General features: G+C 73.1%; 12 protein-coding genes. 7 read left to right on the top strand and 5 right to left on the bottom strand.

Going from position 1 to position 13,564, the window contains the following annotated elements; translation table 11 throughout:
* Positions 1–7 precede the first annotated feature (7 nt).
* Positions 8–904, top strand: a complete 897-nt coding sequence (locus QSK00_RS28910) for a glycine betaine ABC transporter substrate-binding protein (protein ID WP_285596688.1) — start codon at positions 8–10, stop codon at positions 902–904.
* On the opposite strand, the gene QSK00_RS28905 is transcribed toward QSK00_RS28910, so the two are convergent.
* Complete coding sequence (locus tag QSK00_RS28905) at positions 901–1,599, bottom strand: SDR family oxidoreductase (protein ID WP_285596687.1); 699 nt, start codon at positions 1,597–1,599, stop codon at positions 901–903. The genes QSK00_RS28910 and QSK00_RS28905 overlap by 4 nt on opposite strands.
* Before the next feature lie 205 nt (positions 1,600–1,804).
* Between QSK00_RS28905 and QSK00_RS28900 the strand changes: the two genes are divergently transcribed.
* The 3 genes from QSK00_RS28900 to QSK00_RS28890 all read left to right on the top strand — a co-directional run bounded on the left by QSK00_RS28900 (position 1,805) and on the right by QSK00_RS28890 (position 4,697).
* Positions 1,805–2,833 carry an NAD(P)-dependent alcohol dehydrogenase gene (locus QSK00_RS28900; protein WP_285596685.1) on the top strand — a complete coding sequence of 343 codons (1,029 nt, stop codon included), beginning with the start codon at positions 1,805–1,807 and terminating at the stop codon, positions 2,831–2,833.
* Between the two features lie 65 nt (positions 2,834–2,898).
* The gene (locus QSK00_RS28895; RefSeq protein WP_285596682.1) at positions 2,899–3,957 is read left to right on the top strand and encodes an amidohydrolase family protein; all 1,059 of its coding nucleotides are present in this window, start codon (positions 2,899–2,901) and stop codon (positions 3,955–3,957) included.
* Positions 3,954–4,697 (top strand): metal-sulfur cluster assembly factor, encoded by a 744-nt coding sequence (locus QSK00_RS28890; RefSeq protein WP_285596680.1) that lies wholly within the window; start codon positions 3,954–3,956, stop codon positions 4,695–4,697. The genes QSK00_RS28895 and QSK00_RS28890 overlap by 4 nt, the downstream gene beginning before the upstream one ends.
* Here the strand turns inward: QSK00_RS28890 and QSK00_RS28885 are convergent.
* The 3 genes from QSK00_RS28885 to QSK00_RS28875 all read right to left on the bottom strand — a co-directional run bounded on the left by QSK00_RS28885 (position 4,685) and on the right by QSK00_RS28875 (position 7,890).
* Complete coding sequence (locus tag QSK00_RS28885; protein ID WP_285596678.1) at positions 4,685–5,737, bottom strand: hypothetical protein; 1,053 nt, start codon at positions 5,735–5,737, stop codon at positions 4,685–4,687. The two genes, QSK00_RS28890 and QSK00_RS28885, sit on opposite strands and share 13 nt — an antisense overlap.
* 186 nt (positions 5,738–5,923) lie before the next feature.
* Positions 5,924–7,051, bottom strand: coding sequence for a 5-methyltetrahydropteroyltriglutamate--homocysteine S-methyltransferase (locus QSK00_RS28880; protein ID WP_285596676.1), 1,128 nt, complete (start codon positions 7,049–7,051; stop codon positions 5,924–5,926).
* Positions 7,052–7,083: 32 nt separating this feature from the next.
* Positions 7,084–7,890, bottom strand: a complete 807-nt coding sequence (locus QSK00_RS28875) for an IclR family transcriptional regulator (protein ID WP_285596674.1) — start codon at positions 7,888–7,890, stop codon at positions 7,084–7,086.
* Positions 7,891–7,952: 62 nt separating this feature from the next.
* Between QSK00_RS28875 and QSK00_RS28870 the strand changes: the two genes are divergently transcribed.
* Complete coding sequence (locus QSK00_RS28870; RefSeq protein ID WP_285596672.1) at positions 7,953–10,355, top strand: glycoside hydrolase family 65 protein; 2,403 nt, start codon at positions 7,953–7,955, stop codon at positions 10,353–10,355.
* A gap of 159 nt (positions 10,356–10,514) precedes the next feature.
* Here QSK00_RS28870 and QSK00_RS28865 read toward each other — a convergent pair whose 3' ends face one another.
* The gene (locus QSK00_RS28865) at positions 10,515–12,005 is read right to left on the bottom strand and encodes a serine/threonine-protein kinase (RefSeq protein WP_285596670.1); all 1,491 of its coding nucleotides are present in this window, start codon (positions 12,003–12,005) and stop codon (positions 10,515–10,517) included.
* 284 nt (positions 12,006–12,289) lie between these two features.
* Between QSK00_RS28865 and QSK00_RS28860 the strand changes: the two genes are divergently transcribed.
* Together QSK00_RS28860 and QSK00_RS28855 are read left to right on the top strand one after the other, a co-directional pair.
* The gene (locus QSK00_RS28860) at positions 12,290–12,736 is read left to right on the top strand and encodes an antitoxin (RefSeq protein ID WP_285596668.1); all 447 of its coding nucleotides are present in this window, start codon (positions 12,290–12,292) and stop codon (positions 12,734–12,736) included.
* Positions 12,736–13,560 (top strand): thioesterase family protein, encoded by an 825-nt coding sequence (locus QSK00_RS28855; RefSeq protein ID WP_285596666.1) that lies wholly within the window; start codon positions 12,736–12,738, stop codon positions 13,558–13,560. Before QSK00_RS28860 ends, QSK00_RS28855 begins: the two co-directional genes overlap by 1 nt.
* Positions 13,561–13,564: the final 4 nt, after the last annotated feature.

Genomic DNA, 13,564 nt, shown 5'->3' with positions numbered 1-13,564 from the left:
TGCCCGGGTGCGAGTCCTCGTCGTCCTCGCGCTCCTCGCGTTCCTGACGGCGGGGTGCGGCAACGCCGCGCTGCGCTCCCCCGACGCGAGCGGCGGGCTGCTCGCCCGCCACGACCTGCGGGGCGGGAGCTACGTCGTCGGTGGGGGACCCACCACCGAGCTGCGGCTCCTCTGCCAGATCACCATCGCCGCCGTGCAGGCCGCGTCCGGCGAGGCGACCGACGAGTGCGGCAAGGACGGCGGCGTCGACGTGCACGCCCCGGCCGAGCGCACCGACGTCGACACGGGCTGGGCGTCACTGCGCACGCTCGGCCCGGACGGCATCCCGGACCCCGACGGCGTCCCGGCCGACCCCGCGCCCGACCTCGCGACGATCCGGGCCGCCGACGCCGCGCGGGGGATCGTCTGGCTGCCGCCGACGGCGTTCACCGACACCGACGTCGTCGTCGCGCGCACGCCCGGGCCGATCTCCGCGCTCGGCGGGGCTCTCTGCGTGGCGCCGGGGAACGGCGCGGCCGCGCTCATCGACGCCTACCGCCTGGCCCCACCCGTCGTCGTGCCGGACGTGAACGCCGTGCTCGCGGACGTCGCCACCGGCCGGTGCCCCGCCGGGCTGGTCCCCGGTTCCTCGGGCCGTATCCCGGCCCTCGGCCTGGCCGTCCGCGACGACGACCGACGGGTTCTCGACGACGGGCCCCCCGGGTCTCGCGGCTACGCCCCGGTGCTGCGGGCGGGCGTGCTCGCCGCCCACCCGGCGCTCGCCGACGCCCTCGGTGACGTCACGACCCGACTGGACGGCCCCGCGATGCGGGCGATGACCCGGGAGGTCGAGGTCGACGGCCGCGACCCCCGGGACGTGGCGCGGCGGTGGCTGTCCGCGCAGGGGCTGATCGCGGCGGGCTAGCGACCGTCGCCGTGGACCGACGGTCCGGTCCGGCCGCCGAGGTCGTCGACGGCGGTGCCGAGCGGCTCCGTGCCGTTGACGAGCTCGAGCGTGCGGCCGATCGTCGCCGGTGCGTCGAGCAGGGCGATGAGCGTGGCCGCCACGTCGGCGCGGGTGACCTCCTCGTGGCCCACGGGCTCCTCGGCCAGCCGCACCCGTCCGGTCGCCGGCTCGTCGGTGAGGATGCCCGGCCGCAGGATGGTCGCGTCGAGGTCGGACCGATCGCGGACGCCCTGCTCCGCCTCGGACTTGGCGCGCAGGTAGACGCCCCAGACCGAGTCGTCCTCGGACTCCGACGGCGGGTTCGCGGCCCCCATCGCGGAGACCTGCAGGTAGCGCCGCACCCCCGCCCGCGCCGCGGCATCGGCGAGCAGCAGGGCCGCGTCCCGGTCGACCGACCGCTTGCGCTCGGCACCGCTGTCCGGGCCCGCCCCGGCGGCGAAGACCACCGCGTCGGCGCCCGTGAGCTCCTTCGCGAGGTCGTCGGGCGTGGCGGACTCGAGGTCGACCTGCACCGGCTCCGCCCCGGCGGCCCGGACCTCGTCGGCGTGGTCGGGATTGCGGATCAGGGCGACCGGCGTGTCACCCCGCTCGGTGAGCTGCTCGGCGAGCAGCAGGGCGATCTTCCCGTGGCCTCCGGCGATCACGACGCGCATGGCGACGGCCTACCCGGCGGCGCCACGACCCATCCACACCTGTCCGATTCGTCTGTTTTTGCTGTCGGTGGAATCCCCGGGCTTGCACACAACCGAAACGCATCGTGTGATGGACACCGCTGCGCGAGGAGCGACGGAGCCCACACCGGGTGTGGGTTTCGACGCCGGGCGCGCCTCCCACCACCGTTGCTTGGAGGACTCTGCCGTGAAGGCCGTGCGGGTGCACCAGTACCAGCAGGACCCGACTCTCGACGACATCGCCGAGCCCAAGCTCCAGGGCCCGCTCGACGTCATCGTCAAGATCGGCGGCGCCGGCGTCTGCCGCACGGACCTCCACATCGTCAACGGGGACTGGAAGGACATCCAGAACCCGGAACTGCCCTACGTCATCGGGCACGAGAACGCGGGCTGGGTCGCCGAGGTGGGCGACGCGGTGACGAACGTGGCCGTGGGCGACACCGTGATCCTGCACCCGCAGCCCTCGTGCGGGCTGTGCCTCGCCTGCCGGGCCGGTCGCGACATGCAGTGCACGGGCGACGCCTTCTTCCCGGGGCTGTCGAACAACGACGGCGGGATGGCCGAGTACCTGCGCACCACCGCCCGGGCCTGCGTGAAGCTCGACCCGTCGACCAACCCGGCGGACGTCGCGGCCCTGGCCGACGCCGGCATCACCGCCTACCACGCCGTGCGCAAGGCGGTGCCCTACCTCTACCCGGGCACGACCGCCGTGGTGCAGGGCGCGGGCGGACTCGGCCACATCGGCATCCAGTCCCTCGCGGCCCTCACCGCCACGAAGATCATCGTCGTCGACAAGAACCCGGCCGCCCTCGAGCTCGCGAAGACCATCGGCGCGGACGAGACCGTCGTGGCCGACGGCAACCACGTGCAGGCGGTCCAGGACCTCACCGGCGGCGGCGCCACCGTCGTGTTCGACTTCGTCGCCGAGCAGGGCGCCGAACTCGACGCCTGGGCCATGACCGGCCCCGCCGGCTACTGCTTCGTCCTCGGCTACGGCGGCCAGTTCACCGCCCCCACCCTCGACTTCGTCGCCGGCGAGAAGAACGTCATCGGCAACATCGTCGGGACCTACAACGACCTCGCGGAACTGATGGTCCTCGCGCAGGCCGGGAAGGTCACCCTGCACACCGTGCAGTACCGCCTCGACCAGGCGCTCGACGCCCTGCACGACCTCGACGCCGGCCGGGTCCGCGGCCGGGCGATCCTCGTGCCCTAGATCTCTTCGCTCTCTCCACCACCACCACGGCGTGGCCCTCGGCCACGCCACGAGGAGGAATTCCCATGTACGAGAAGGATGGCGAGAAGTACTTCGTCGTCGACTCCCACATGCACTACTGGGACGCGTCGCCGGAGAACTGGGTGCCCGGCGCGGAGCAGTACGCCAAGGGCTGGATCGAGTGCTTCCACGCCTACCAGTCGCTCGGCCCGGCCGAGACCCACTGGTCGATCGAGCACTTCCAGAAGTACTCCGAGGCCGACCTCATGAAGGACCTCTTCGAGGACGGCCACGTCGACGTCGCGATCGCGCAGCCGACGTACCTCAAGGAGTGGTACACCGAGGGCTTCAACACCACCGAGCGCAACGGCCAGCTGCTGCGCAGCCACCCCGACAAGTTCCGCCTGAACACGCGCTTCGACCCGCGTGACGGCGAGGCCGGGATGCGCGAGTTCGAGCGCAACGTCGAGGAGTGGAAGCCGCTCGGCGCGAAGCTCTACACCGCGGAGTGGAACGGCGACTCGCGCGGCTTCAAGCTCTCCGACCCCGAGTGCTACAAGTTCCTGGAGCGGGCGCAGGAGCTCGGCATCCGGAACATCCACATCCACAAGGGCCCGACGATCTGGCCGCTGGACAAGGACGCCTTCGACGTCTCCGACGTCGACAAGGCCGCCACCACGTTCCAGGGCCTCAACTTCATCGTCGAGCACGTCGGTCTGCCCCGGATCGAGGACTTCTGCTTCATGGCGACGCAGGAGCCCAACGTCTACGCCGGCCTCTCGGTCGTGCTCGGCGGCCTCATGCACGCCCGCCCGCGCTTCTTCGCCAAGGTGATGGGCGAGCTGCTGTTCTGGGTCGGCGAGGACAAGATGACCTTCGGCTCCGACTACGCCATCTGGGAGCCCAAGTGGCAGGTCGAGGGCCTCGTGGACTGGGACTACCCCGAGGGCCACGACTACGACGACTACCCGCGCCTGGGCGTCGAGGGCAAGAAGAAGATCCTCGGCCTCAACGCCGCGCGGCTCTACGACATCCCGGTGCCCGAGGAGCTGCAGCTGAAGGACGGCTCGCCGGCCGCGCAGGACGACGCGGAGCTGGTCAACCGGGAGGTGGCCCAGGCATGACGGTGCTCTCCGACACCCGGGTCCTCGGCTCCAACGCGGACGCCGCCGCGGCCGCCACGGGGACGACGGCCCGGGTGTGGGAGGCGCTGCGCGCGGTGCGCGACCCCGAGCTCGACACCGACGTGGTCTCGTTGGACTTCGTCGCCGCGGTCGACGTCTCGGACGACGGTGTCGCGCACGTGGAGCTGCGCCTGCCCACCTACTTCTGTGCCCCGAACTTCGCCTTCCTCATGGTGGCGGACGCCCACGACGTGGTCTCGGCCGCCGCCGGGGTGTCGCGGGCCGACGTGGTCCTCATCGACCACTTCGCCTCCGACGCGATCAACCAGGGCGTGGCCGCCCGGGCGGGCTTCGTCTCCTCCATGGCGGGCACCGAGGTCGGCGAGGCCGTGGCGGAACTCGACGAGCTGCGCCGCACCTTCACCGAGCGGGCCCTCATGGCCGGCACCGACCTCGTCGTCCGCCCACTGATGCGGGAGGGCGCGACGCCGGAGCAGGTCGCGGCGATGACGCTCGGCGAGACCCCGTCGACCGACGACCTCCGTCGTCTCCGCGCCCGTCGTCGGGAACTGGGGATCCCGTCCGACGACACCGACCCGCTGGTGGTGGACCCGACCGGTCGCACCGTCGGCGTGGACGCCCTGCCGCTGCACCTGCGCAAGGCACGCAGCTACCAGGTCGGCGTGGACGCGAACACCAGCATCTGCCGCGGTCAGCTCGCGGCGCGCTACGGGGTCTGACCACCCCTCTCCGAACGAACGGCACTCTCGCGCACAGAGACGCTGCGAGGGTGCCGTTCGTTCGTCATGGGACGCGCATCCGGTCGCACACCCTGCTCCATCGGCACGACGATCAGATTCGGCGTCGGGCGTGCGGCCGCCAGCCGGAAGTGTGACCAGAGTTCCTCCAGCACGAGCGCGGGTTCGGTCCGGAGCCGGCGGGGGCGGTGGTGCGCCACCACCACGCCCGCGCTGACCATCCGAGCACGGCGGCGTGCGGTGTCGTCCTCCTCGACCGGGTGGAACTCCAGCGAGTCCTGCTCCCAGGCCAGGCCGACCTCGATGAGGTAGCCGTCGGGCCGCGCGAGGAAGCGCCCGTCCGACCACCGGAGCGTCGGGTTCCACAGCATCGGTGGGAGTCCGCTCCGCGCGTGCAGGTCCCGACCCCACCCCTCCGCTGCCGAGCGGATGCCGTCGGCGATCTCCTCGAGCACGTCCCGGACCAGCCCCGATCCGCGCTGGTTGCCCGCGTCGAGCTCGGCCTGCAACCGCTCGACCGTCGTCCGACGGCGTTGGACCGTCTCCGCGAGCATCGCACGCACCCGGTCGCGGTCCGAGCAGTGACGGGCGGTGTCGAGGACGGCCCGTTCGACCGACGCGACCAGGAGCCCGCCGCGCAGGACGGTCGGCGGACGATGCTGCGTGCGTTCGATCAGGACACCGTTGCCGAACCGACGGCGCCGGTCCTCCGGCACGAGCAGGTGGATCGACCCGTCGTCGGGAAGGCGACGCAGATCGTGGCGGCGGGCCGCCTCGATGCCGGACAACACGCTGTCCTTCCCGGCGTAGAGCATCGCCGCGAGGACCTGCTGTTCCTGCGTGGGCGGACCGCTCTGCATCAGGATCACGCCCGGGAACGGGCGACGCCTACGCCCGGACCGGACCCGCTGGGCGACGGTGGCCGACGGGACACCGAGGGCGACCAGGTCGGCGACCCGGGCGACGGCGAGCGGAGCGAGGGCGGAGAGGTCGGACGGGTCGGCCCGGCTGCGGCGTGGCATGCGGTCACGGTCGCGCCGGGAGCGCTCGGAGAGGTAACCGCGCTGTCCGGGCTGTGGACGGACAGCCTGCTGTGGATGGACCCGGAGCAGACCGTACGGCCGGATGCGCACCCGCCGTCATGAACGAACGGCACTCTCGCGCACGTAGATGCTGCGAAAGTGCCGTTCGCTCGAAAGGGAGACCGGTCAGCCCCAGACGTCCTGCGCGACCGAGACGACCAGCTCGAGCTTGGCCACCTCCTGCTCGTAGGAGAGCGCGTTGCCCTCCACGGTCGAGGAGAAGCCGCACTGCGGGGAGAGGCAGAGCTGCTCGAGGGGGACGTACTTGGTGGCCTCCTCGATGCGGCGCTTGAGGGTGTCGGGCTCCTCCAGCTCGCCGGACTTCGTGGTCACGAGGCCGAGGACGATCTGCTGGTCGCCCCGGGGCAGGTAGCGCAGCGGGGAGAAGTCGCCGGAGCGGGCGTCGTCGTACTCGCAGAAGAACCCGTCGATCTCGAGGCCGCCGAAGACCTTCTCGGCGACGTGGTCGTAGCCGCCCTCGGCCGCCCAGCTGGAGCGGTAGTTGCCGCGGCACATGTGGGTGGTGACCCGCAGGTCCGAGGGGCGGTCGCGCAGCGCGAGGTTGATGGTGTCGACGTAGCGCTCGTGCATGTGGTCGGCGTCCTCGCCGCGGGCGGCCATCGACTCGCGCTGGGCCGGGTCGTTCAGGTAGGCCAGCGAGGTGTCGTCGAGCTGCAGGTAGCGCACACCGGCTTCGTAGAGCCGGGCGACCTCGTCGCGGTAGGCGGCGGCGAGGTCGGCCCAGAACTCGTCCGGGTCGGAGTAGGGCGAGCCCTCGTGCACCGGGGCGCCGCCGAGACGGTAGTGCAGCATCGAGGGCGAGGGGATGGTCAGCTTCGGCACGGCGCTGGTCACGGTCGAGGCCAGCATCGAGAACGCGTCGCCGAAGATCGTGGTCGACAGCCCGATGCGGCGGTCGATCACCAGCGACATCGCCGCGAAGGTGAGGTCCCCGGAGGCGTTGCGGAAGGCCACCTCCACCGAGGAGTCCTTCGACGAGGACACACCGTCGAGCTGGTAGAGGAAGTCCATGTGCCACGACGAGCGGCGGAACTCGCCGTCGGTCGCCGCCTGCAGGCCGACGGACTCCTGCATCGCCACGACGTCGCGGATCGCCTCGTCCTCGGCGGCGCGCAGCCCCTCGTCGTCGAGCCGTCCCTCGGCGTGCGCGCCACGGGCCTCGAGCAGAGCCGGCGGTCGCAGGAGGCTGCCGACGTGGTCGGCGCGGAACGGAGCGGCGGTGCGTGCGGACATGCGCACAGCTCACCGCATCGGACCCGGTGTGATCAGCCCCCGTCCCACCTGACGGAAATCTCGTCCTCGAACGCCGATGCGGCCCGGGCCGCCGCGCCCCGCACCGCCCGCTCCATGCGCACGCGACGGTCGAAGATGCTGCCGGGACCGCCGGCCGGCACCACCGGCACCGCGACCGAGACCGCCCCGACCAGCTCGCCCCGCCTGCCGTCGGGAAGGGGACGTCGAACCGGGGCCGCCATGCACGCGAGCCGCTCGTGGAACTCGCTGCGGTCCAGCGCGAGGTCCCGACGACGGACCTGGTCGAGCTCCCAGTCGAGCTCGTCGACGTCGAGGATCGTGCGGTGCGCGTGGCGGCGCTGGCCGTCGCGGGCGAGGACCTCGGTCAGCCGCGCCGGCGAGAGGTCGGCGAGGAGCAGCTTGCCCACCGCGGTCGCGTGCAGCGCGCCGCGCCAGGTCGAGATCGTGGGGACGGGGTGCGCGGGGCAGTCGTCGACGTCGACCACGACCACGTCGGCGTCGCGGAACGCGGCGTAGAGCACCGCGGCCCCCGCGAGGGCGTGGGCCTCGCGGAGGGTCGCGCCGAGGCCGGGCGGGATGGGGAGCTGGGAGCGGAGGCGGTCGTGCAGCGCGGGGAGCTTCGGGCCCAGCCCGAACCCGCGGGCGGGTTCGAGGCGCACCAGGTAGCCGTCCTCCACCAGGCTCGTGAGCAGGTGGTAGGTGGTCGAGAGGTTGTACTCCAGGCGCCGCGCGACGGCCTTCGCGGTGATCCCGTCGCCCGCGTCCGCGACGACCTCGAGCACACGGAGTGCCCGGTGGACCGAGCCGAGGGCCGCCATGGGAGCCATCTTGGCTCACACGCCCTGGTCTGAAGCCCCTTCGGAATGGTTACAGTCCCCGCGTGATCTCGAACGTGTTCACGGTCGACCCTTGGTGCGTGCACGAGCCCGAGCTCGACGTGGACCTCCTCGGCCAGACGGAGTCGTTGTTCGCGCTGGCCAACGGGCACGTCGGGATGCGCGGCAACCTCGACGAGGGCGAGCCGCACCGGATGCCCGGGACGTACCTCAACTCCTTCTTCGAGTCGCGGCCGATGCCGCACGCCGAGGGCGGGTTCGGGTTCCCGGAGGAGAACCAGACGCTGGTCAACGTGCCGAACGGCAAGCTGATCCGGCTGCTGGTCGACGACGAGCCGCTCGACGTCCGGTACGGCCAGGTGCACGACCACCAGCGCACCCTCGACATGCGCAGCGGCATCCTCACCCGCCACGTCGAGTGGACCTCGCCCAACGGGCAGCGCGTCGACGTCACCTCGCAGCGGCTCGTCAGCTTCTCCCAGCGCGCGGTGGCGGCCATCTCCTACGAGGTGACGATCCCGGAGGACTCGGGCAGCGACGCACTGCTCGTGATCCAGTCCGAGCTGTTCGCCAACGAGCAGATGCCCGAGATCACCGGCGACCCCCGCGTGGCCGCCGCGCTGACCAAGCCGCTCGCGCCGGAGCACAACTCGCACTCCACCTACGGCGCCCGCATGACGCACCAGACCAAGCGCTCGGAGCTGCGGGTGGGCGCGGCGATGGAGCACCAGGTCTTCGGTCCGGACGACGCGAAGGTCGAGAGCTCCTGCTCGAAGAACGTCGGGCGCACCACCGTCATCTGCCGGCTCAAGCCGGGTCAGTCGTTGCGGATCGTCAAGTACCTCGCCTACGGCTGGTCGAGCACCCGTTCCCAGCCCGCGATCGTCGACCAGGTCGAGGCCGCGCTGGACGCGTCCCTCTACACGGGCTGGGACGGTCTGGTCGCGGCGCAGCGGGAGTACCTCGACGCGTTCTGGGCGCGCGCCGACATCGAGATCGACGGCGACCCGCGCCTGCAGCAGGCGATCCGCTTCTCGCTCTTCCACGTCCTGCAGGCCGGGGCGCGCGCCGAGAAGCGTGCGATCGGCGCGAAGGGGCTCACCGGTCAGGGCTACGACGGGCACAGCTTCTGGGACTGCGAGACCTTCGTCCTCCCGGTCTTCGTCCACACCAACCCGCGGGTCGCGGCCGACGCGCTGCGGTGGCGGCACTCCACGCTCGACATCGCCACAGCGCACGCCGCCACGCTCGGGCTGAAGGGCGCGGCATTCGCGTGGCGCACGATCCGCGGCGAGGAGTGCTCGGGCTACTGGCCCGCCGGCACGGCCGCGTTCCACGTGAACGCCGACATCGCCGACGCCGTGCTGCGCTACGTCTCGGCCACCGCCGACGAGGACTTCGAGCGGGAGGTGGGGGTCGACCTGCTCGTCGCCACCGCCCGGCTCTGGCGCTCGCTCGGGCACCACGACTCGGCGTCGAACTTCCGCATCGACGGCGTCACCGGGCCCGACGAGTACTCCGCGATCGCGGACAACAACGTCTACACGAACCTCATGGCGCAGCGGAACCTGCGCGGCGCGGCCGACGTCTGCGTCCGCCACCCGCGCGAGGCCGAGCGGCTCGGGGTGCACAGCGAGGAGATCGCGAGCTGGCGGTCCGCGGCGTCCGCGATGGTGATCCCCTACGACGAGAAGCTCGGGGTGCACCAGCAGGCCGAGGGCTTCACCTCGCACGCCTTCTGGGACTTCGAGAACACCCCCGACGACGCCTACCCGCTCCTGCTGAACTACCCGTACTTCGACCTGTACCGCAAGCAGGTCGTCAAGCAGCCCGACCTGGTGCTCGCCATGGTCCAGTGCCCGGACGCGTTCACCCCGGACCAGAAGGCCGCGAACTTCGCCTACTACGAGCGCATCACCGTCCGCGACTCGTCGCTCTCCCCGGGCACCCTCGCGGTCATGGCCGCCGAGACCGGTCACCTCGACCTGGCCTACGACTACCTCGGCGAGTCGGTCCAGATGGACCTCGCCGACCTCGAGAACAACGTCCGCGACGGCATCCACCTCGCCGCCACGGCCAGCAGCTGGACCGCGATCATCCAGGGCCTCGGCGGCATGCGGACCCACGACGGCACGCTGACCTTCGCCCCCCGGCTGCCCTCCGCGGTGTCCGGCCTGCGCTTCCGGGTGCTCTGGCGCGGTCGGTCGGTGCACGTCGAGATCGGCCACGGGCAGGCGACCTACACCCTCGAGGAGCCGACGACGATGCCCGGGCCGGCCGGCATGGCCGCGAACTCCTCCGAGCCCCTCGACCTGCGCCACCACGACGAGGAGCTGACGCTCACGATCGACGAGCCGATCACCCTCGACATCCCGGCCGCGCCGCAGACCGGGGTCGTCGAGCAGCCGGCCGGCCGGGCGCCCCTCTTCCGGCGCCTGCACCAGTAGGGCCTTCCCGACGACGGGTTCCGGGCTCGGACCGGTCGTCGGGACCGGCGGCGCGCGCTGCGAGGTGCACACCACGCACGTCCGGGCCGCCCGGAACCTGCCCCACGTCACCCTCGCCCGGCAGGGCGGCCCCACGGACCACGTACAGAGCGGGTGCGGTCAGTCCCCGGTGGCGCCCTGACCCTGGCCGCCGTTGCGGAAGCCGCCGTTCTGGCCGGGGAAGAGCCCGCCACCGCCGGTGTTGCCGCCGCCCGCGGCCGGCGTGGTCGTCGTCGTGGTCGGTGCGTCGGTGGTGGTCACCGGGGGCGGGGCGACCGTCGTCGTGACCGGCGGCGGGACGACCGTCGTCGTCGGGGGCACCGTGGTGGTGGTCCGACGGCGGGTGGACGTCTCCTCCTCCGTGGTGGTCGTCGTGGTCGTCTCGACGGGGGCCGGGATGGAGGTGGGCGCCGGCGCGGGCGTCTCGGCCGTGGTGTTGCCGAACAGCGCGTAGGCGCCGACCCCGGCCGCGACGAGCAGGACCGCGACGATCGCGGCGATGATCGGGCCCCGGCCCGAGCGCCGCCGCTCCTCGGGGGCGTAGGGCCCGCCGGTCATGGTCCCGGGGCCCACCACCGCCGTGCGCCCGTCCGTGCCGGGGTAGCCGTAGGGCGGGTAGCCGCCGGGCGGGGTGCCGACGCGCTGGGTGGCGCCGTACGGGTCGTACCCGGGCGGGGCTCCCTGGTTCATGGCGTAGGTCGCGCCGGTCCCGGGCGGCGCCATGGGCGGGCCCATCGCGTAGGTGGCGCCCGTACCCGTCGTCGGCGCGGGCGCGAGCACGGTCTCCGCGTCCATCCCGACCTCGCGGGAGATGGTCCGCAGCTCGCCGACCACCTGCTCCGTCGTCGGCCGCTCGGCCGGCTCGTCGCGGGTCATCGCCACGAGCAGCCCGTAGAGCGCGGGCGGGAGGTCGGTGGGCACGTCCGGCGGGCGGTGCAGCCGGGCCACGGCCGCCTCGAGGGCGTTGCCGGGGTACTCGCGGCGCGCCGTGATGCACTCGAGGAGCACCAGACCGAGGGCGTAGACGTCGGAGGCCGGACCGACCGGCTGACCGCGGACCTGCTCGGGCGAGAGGTACGACGCGGTGCCGATCACCATGCCGGTGGCGGTGATGTTCGTGGCGTCGGCGAGGACGGCGATGCCGAAGTCCGACAGGTGCGGGCGGCCCTCGGTGTCGAGCAGCACGTTGCCGGGCTTGATGTCGCGGTGCACGACGCCGTGGCGGTGCACGTAGGTCAACGCGTCGCCGAGCGCGGCGCCCAGGGCGACGACGTCGCCCGGCCGCAGCGGGCCGGAACGGATCCGGTCGGCGAGGGACTCGCCCTCGATGAGCTGCATGACGAAGTACGCCCGGCTGCCCTCGGCGCCGACGTCGTAGATCGTCACGAGGCCGGGGTGGTTCATGCCGGCGAGCGTCTGGACCTCGCGCTGCCGGCGGGACTCGTCGGCCTCCCCGACGCCGGCCGGGAAGAGCTTGACGGCCACGTCACGCCCGAGGAGCTCGTCACGGGCGCGGTAGACCTCCGCCGCGCCGCCGCGACCGATGAGGTCGCCGAGGGTGTACCGGCCCGCACCCACGGTGGACGGGGGTCCCGCCTCCGTCGAACTCACCGCCCGCGCGCCTCCTCGCCGTCACCGTCCGTCCGGACCGGGGATCCCGGTCCGCCACCGCGTCCGGGCACACCGAGGTGCCGGACGCCCGGGGCCCCATGGTGCCGTGTCCCTCCGCGGACGGACACGGCACCCCGTCACTCCGGCCCCTCGCGACCCGGTCATGACCAGCGCGTGACCGTTTCGTGACAGCGCGTCCCGGGTGGTCTCCCTCGCTAGACTCGACGCCCGGGTCGTCAGGGCAACCGGGAGCCGACGACCGACCGATGGATGTGGGGAACCCCATGGACCGCGACGACCTCGCCCGTCAGGGCAAGCAGGTGGCGTCGGACCTGCGCGACACCGTGAGCCAGAAGGTGTCCGAGAACCAGGAGACCATCTCCGGCGTGCTCGGCAAGGCCGCCCGGTGGGTCGACGAGAAGACCGGCGGCAAGTACTCCGACCAGATCGGCAAGGCGCAGGCCAAGGTCGACGAGGGCGTCGGCTGGGTCGCGAGCCAGGGTGCCCCGGCGTCCGGCGAGCCGCAGGCGCCGGGCCGCAACGCCGGCGACCCGGCGCCGGGTGGCACGGCCACCCCGCCGCCGCCCCCGAGCGCGCCGCCCGCGGGCCCGGACGGCTTCACGCCCTCGGGGCCCGGTGCCGCCGCGGGCGACCCCGCGCCGACCAGCCCGCCCGCCGGGCCGACGCACACCGCTCCCGACCCCGACGCCCCGCGTCCCCCGCAGGTCTGATGCTCGACCTCGGCAAGGCGGTCGCCTCCTCGCCCACCGGGGAGGCGGGCCGTCGCGCGCTCGTGCTCGACGAGCAGTGGGGCATCGGCCCGAAGCTCCACGGCGGCTACCTCCTCGCGGTCCTCGCGCAGGCGGCCGTGGACGAGCTCACCCCGGAGGCGGGCGAGGGCGGCCACGCGTTCCCGCAGGCCGTCACCGGCACCTTCCTGCGCGCGCCCGACCCCGGGCCCGCCGAGATCGAGGTCACGGTGCTGCGCCGCGGACGTGGCGCCACCCAGGTCCGCGCCCTGCTCCGGCAGGACGACCGACCCTGCGTCGAGGCCGCGATGGTGCTCGGCGACGCCCCGGACCCCGACCCGCACGAGGACGACGTCTCCCCCGACCCGGTCGCCGTGGCGCCCTTCGACGCCTGCGAGCGCCGGCCCGAGACCACCGACGACGGCCGCGGCGGGCTGCCGATCATGCGCGTCGTCGACACCCGCCTCGACCCCGCGTACACCGGCTTCCTGTCCGGCCGTCCCTCCGGCGAGGGGCGGCTCACGGGCTGGGCGGAGCTCGACACCCGCGAGGCGTGGTCCCCGGTCGGGCTGCTCGTGGCGCTCGACATCCTGCCGCCGGCCTGCTTCGACCTCGGCGTCTACGGCTGGTCGCCGACGATGTCGCTGACCGCCCACGTGCACGCGGTGCCCGCGCCGGGTCCGCTGCGCATCACGCAGTGGCTCGACCACCTCGTGGGCGACCGCATGCACGAGAGCTGCCGCGTGTGGGACGGCGCCGGCCGGATGGTCGGCCAGGCCTCGCAGCTGGCCGCCGTCCGCCGGTAGCCAG

The organism is Actinomycetospora sp. NBRC 106378 (genome assembly GCF_030269685.1).
Classification (GTDB): domain Bacteria; phylum Actinomycetota; class Actinomycetes; order Mycobacteriales; family Pseudonocardiaceae; genus Actinomycetospora.
Note: the sequence above shows the minus strand (reverse complement) of the source record. Positions and strands in the feature narration are given on the sequence as shown.

What these genes read in the sequence shown, in the direction of transcription:
- QSK00_RS28860 (WP_285596668.1), top strand. Translation starts at nt 12,290, where the DNA reads ATGGACCGCGACGACCTCGCCCGTCAGGGCAAGCAGGTGGCGTCGGAC.
- QSK00_RS28895 (WP_285596682.1), top strand. Translation starts at nt 2,899, where the DNA reads ATGTACGAGAAGGATGGCGAGAAGTACTTCGTCGTCGACTCCCACATG.
- QSK00_RS28890 (WP_285596680.1), top strand. Translation starts at nt 3,954, where the DNA reads ATGACGGTGCTCTCCGACACCCGGGTCCTCGGCTCCAACGCGGACGCC.
- QSK00_RS28855 (WP_285596666.1), top strand. Translation starts at nt 12,736, where the DNA reads ATGCTCGACCTCGGCAAGGCGGTCGCCTCCTCGCCCACCGGGGAGGCG.
- QSK00_RS28875 (WP_285596674.1), bottom strand. Translation starts at nt 7,890, where the DNA reads ATGGCGGCCCTCGGCTCGGTCCACCGGGCACTCCGTGTGCTCGAGGTC.
- QSK00_RS28880 (WP_285596676.1), bottom strand. Translation starts at nt 7,051, where the DNA reads ATGTCCGCACGCACCGCCGCTCCGTTCCGCGCCGACCACGTCGGCAGC.
- QSK00_RS28905 (WP_285596687.1), bottom strand. Translation starts at nt 1,599, where the DNA reads ATGCGCGTCGTGATCGCCGGAGGCCACGGGAAGATCGCCCTGCTGCTC.
- QSK00_RS28885 (WP_285596678.1), bottom strand. Translation starts at nt 5,737, where the DNA reads ATGCCACGCCGCAGCCGGGCCGACCCGTCCGACCTCTCCGCCCTCGCT.